3 protein-coding genes are annotated in these 2,484 nt (G+C 74.1%); all 3 read right to left on the reverse strand.

Annotated elements, in window-relative coordinates:
- A partial coding sequence (locus tag ABD224_RS28965) for a GlgB N-terminal domain-containing protein (protein WP_425581077.1) occupies positions 1-653 on the reverse strand: 653 nt, incomplete at its 3' end.
- A 42-nt stretch (positions 654-695) separates the two neighbouring features.
- On the reverse strand, positions 696-2,093 hold the full coding sequence (locus ABD224_RS28970; RefSeq protein ID WP_344055248.1) for a maltokinase N-terminal cap-like domain-containing protein: 1,398 nt from the start codon (positions 2,091-2,093) through the stop codon (positions 696-698).
- 275 nt (positions 2,094-2,368) lie between these two features.
- The coding region (locus ABD224_RS28975) for an alpha-glucosidase C-terminal domain-containing protein (RefSeq protein WP_344055250.1) at positions 2,369-2,484 on the reverse strand (116 nt) is incomplete at its 5' end.

Below are 2,484 nucleotides of genomic sequence, written 5' to 3' on the forward strand. Positions count from 1 at the left end.
GTCACCCCCTGGTGGGTCATCGGCTCGGCGCCGAGCGCCTTCCACAGCTGCTCGTGCCGGCCCTCGCCGATCAGATGCAGATCGAACTCGCCGAGGGTGGGAAGGAAGGAATAGGCGTCCGCGGTGTGCTGCACCGTCCCCTCGTACGCCACCTCCAGCCGGTACTCCGGGACGTCCCGCAGCGGCAGCAGACCCGAGAAGAACCCGTCCCCGTCGTCGTTCAGCTCGCTCCGCAGCGTGCCGATCACCACGCTGACACCGAGCGCGTACGGCCTCAGCACCCGGAAGGCCACCCCGCCGGGCACGGGGTGGGCCCCGAGCACGGAGTGCGGGTCGTGGTGCGTGCCGCCGAGCAGCCGTTCCCGGTCGGCGGCGCCGACGCGCACCAGGTCGATCCCGGCCGGCACGGACGGTGCCGGGGGCGCGGCGACGGGCTCGGGCGCCACGGGCGCGACCGGCTCCGGGGCGGCCGGTGCCTTCCCGGCGGCCCTCTTCCCGGCGGTCCTCCTCGCAGCCGTCTTCTTCACCGCCGTTTTCGCGGCCGTGGTCTTCCGCGCGGCGCTCTTCCTCGGGGCCGGCGTCGGCTCGGCACCGGCGGCGGCCTGGGGCGTCTTCCGCGGATCCGAACCGCTGGACGGGGGGTGGGGGGTCACAGGCGGAGCCTCCTCGGCACAGGTCGGGTGCGGTGGGTGGGGTCAGACGGGGGCGGGGCCGGCCAGACGGCGCACCGCGGCCAGCGGCACCGGGAGCCAGTCGGGGCGGTGCCGGGCCTCGTAGACGACCTCGTAGACCGCCTTGTCCGTCTCACAGGCACGCAGCAGAACCGGGTCGGTGCGCGGGTCGGCCCCGTTGATCTCGGCGTATCCGGTGCAGTACGCGGCCCGGCAGGCCGCCGCCCACTCCGGTGCCGGCGGGCCGCCCGCCGAGTACGCCGCGTAGTCGAAGGAGCGCAGCATCCCGGCCACGTCCCGCACCACCGGCTGGGCCATCCGCCGCTCGGCCAGCGGTTTGGCCGGCTCGCCCTCGAAGTCGATCAGCCACCACTCGCCGGAGGGGGAGCGCAGGCACTGGCCGAGGTGCAGGTCGCCGTGGATGCGCTGGGCGGTCCAGGTGTGGCCCTCGGCCGCCAGATCGGCCAGCGCCTCGAAGGCGGAGTGCAGCCCGGGGACGTACGGCCCCAGCGCGGGCACCAGCTGCGCGGCCTCCTCCAGCCGCTCGATCATGCCCGCCACCATGGACTCCAGCTGGGTGTGACCGAGCGTGACCGTGGGCAGCGCGCGGGCCAGCGCGGTGTGCACCTCGGCGGTGGCGCGGCCCAGCGCCCGCGCCTCCGCGCTGAAGTCCTCGCCCTTGGCCAGCTCGCGCAGCGCCAGCTCCCAGCCGTCCGAGGCGCCCTGCACAAAGGGCTGGAGCACCCCGAGCACATACGACTCGTCGGCCAGCTCCGCCGTCATCCACGCCGCCGGCGCCGGCACCCGGGAGCAGCCCTCGCGGGCCAGGGCCAGCGGCAGCTCCAGATCGGGGTTGACGCCGGGCACCACCCGGCGCAGCAATTTGAGGATGAACGTATCGCCGTAGACGACCGAGGAGTTGGACTGCTCGGCGGTCACCACCCGGGGGACCAGGTCGGGGCGTATCTCCTCCCGCCGTTCGAAACGCAGCCCGCCGATGCGGGCCCGGGCGCGCAGCGCCTCCAGGATCACCTCGGCGGGCCGGGGGTCGTACAGGGCCTCGTACACCGTGCGTCCGGCGAGCGGCCCTTTGTGCACATGGCCGATCAGTGCGTGCGCCAGCCGCGGGGGCAGCGCCTCGCGCACGCCGATGAGCAGCTGGTAGCAGTCGCCGGGGTGCGACGGCGCGCCCGCCAGGTTCGCCGACGGCTGGTGGGCGCGGACGAGCAGGTGGTACAGGCCGAGCTTTCCGTCGGAGACCGGCAGCAGCTCGGTGGTGGCGACCGGCGAGAAGCCCGTGACCGGACGCCCCTTGCCCGCGAACCAGCGCTGGCGCGGCAGCCACTCGCGCAGCAGCGGATCCAGTGACGTGAGAAGACCGGGGTCTCCGGTCGTGGCAGAGCGTGTGACGGCTTCCGACATGGCTTCCGACATGGCGCGCGTCCAATCGCTGGTCGGGTGTCACTGACGCGTGCCCACGGGTGGGCGGGAGAAAACGCCCACCCCGGGCGCCGAGGTGCTGTTCGGACCGGGCCGGCCGCGGTGCGCGGTGCCGTGCGGCGGGCCGGGCACGGGCGACGCGGAGCGTCGGTGGGTGACGACAACACCGCTGGGGGTGCCCCCACGCTCGTTCAGGGCAATGGGGGAGTGTGTGCCGCGAACCCCGCGACCCATGGCAAGGATCCGAGCGACACCCCCTAAGCCGCTTCCTTGCGCAGCCGGAACCAGTAGAAGCCGTGTCCGGCCAGGGTCAGCAGGTAGGGCAGGTCGCCGATGGGGGGGAAGCGGACGCCGCCGAACAGTTCGACGGGGT

The organism is Streptomyces thermoalcalitolerans, assembly GCF_039525155.1.
Taxonomy (GTDB): Bacteria; Actinomycetota; Actinomycetes; order Streptomycetales; family Streptomycetaceae; genus Streptomyces; species Streptomyces thermovulgaris.

Coding starts and splice junctions, on each gene's coding strand:
- ABD224_RS28970 (WP_344055248.1), bottom strand. CDS start 2,093: ATGTCGGAAGCCGTCACACGCTCTGCCACGACCGGAGACCCCGGTCTT.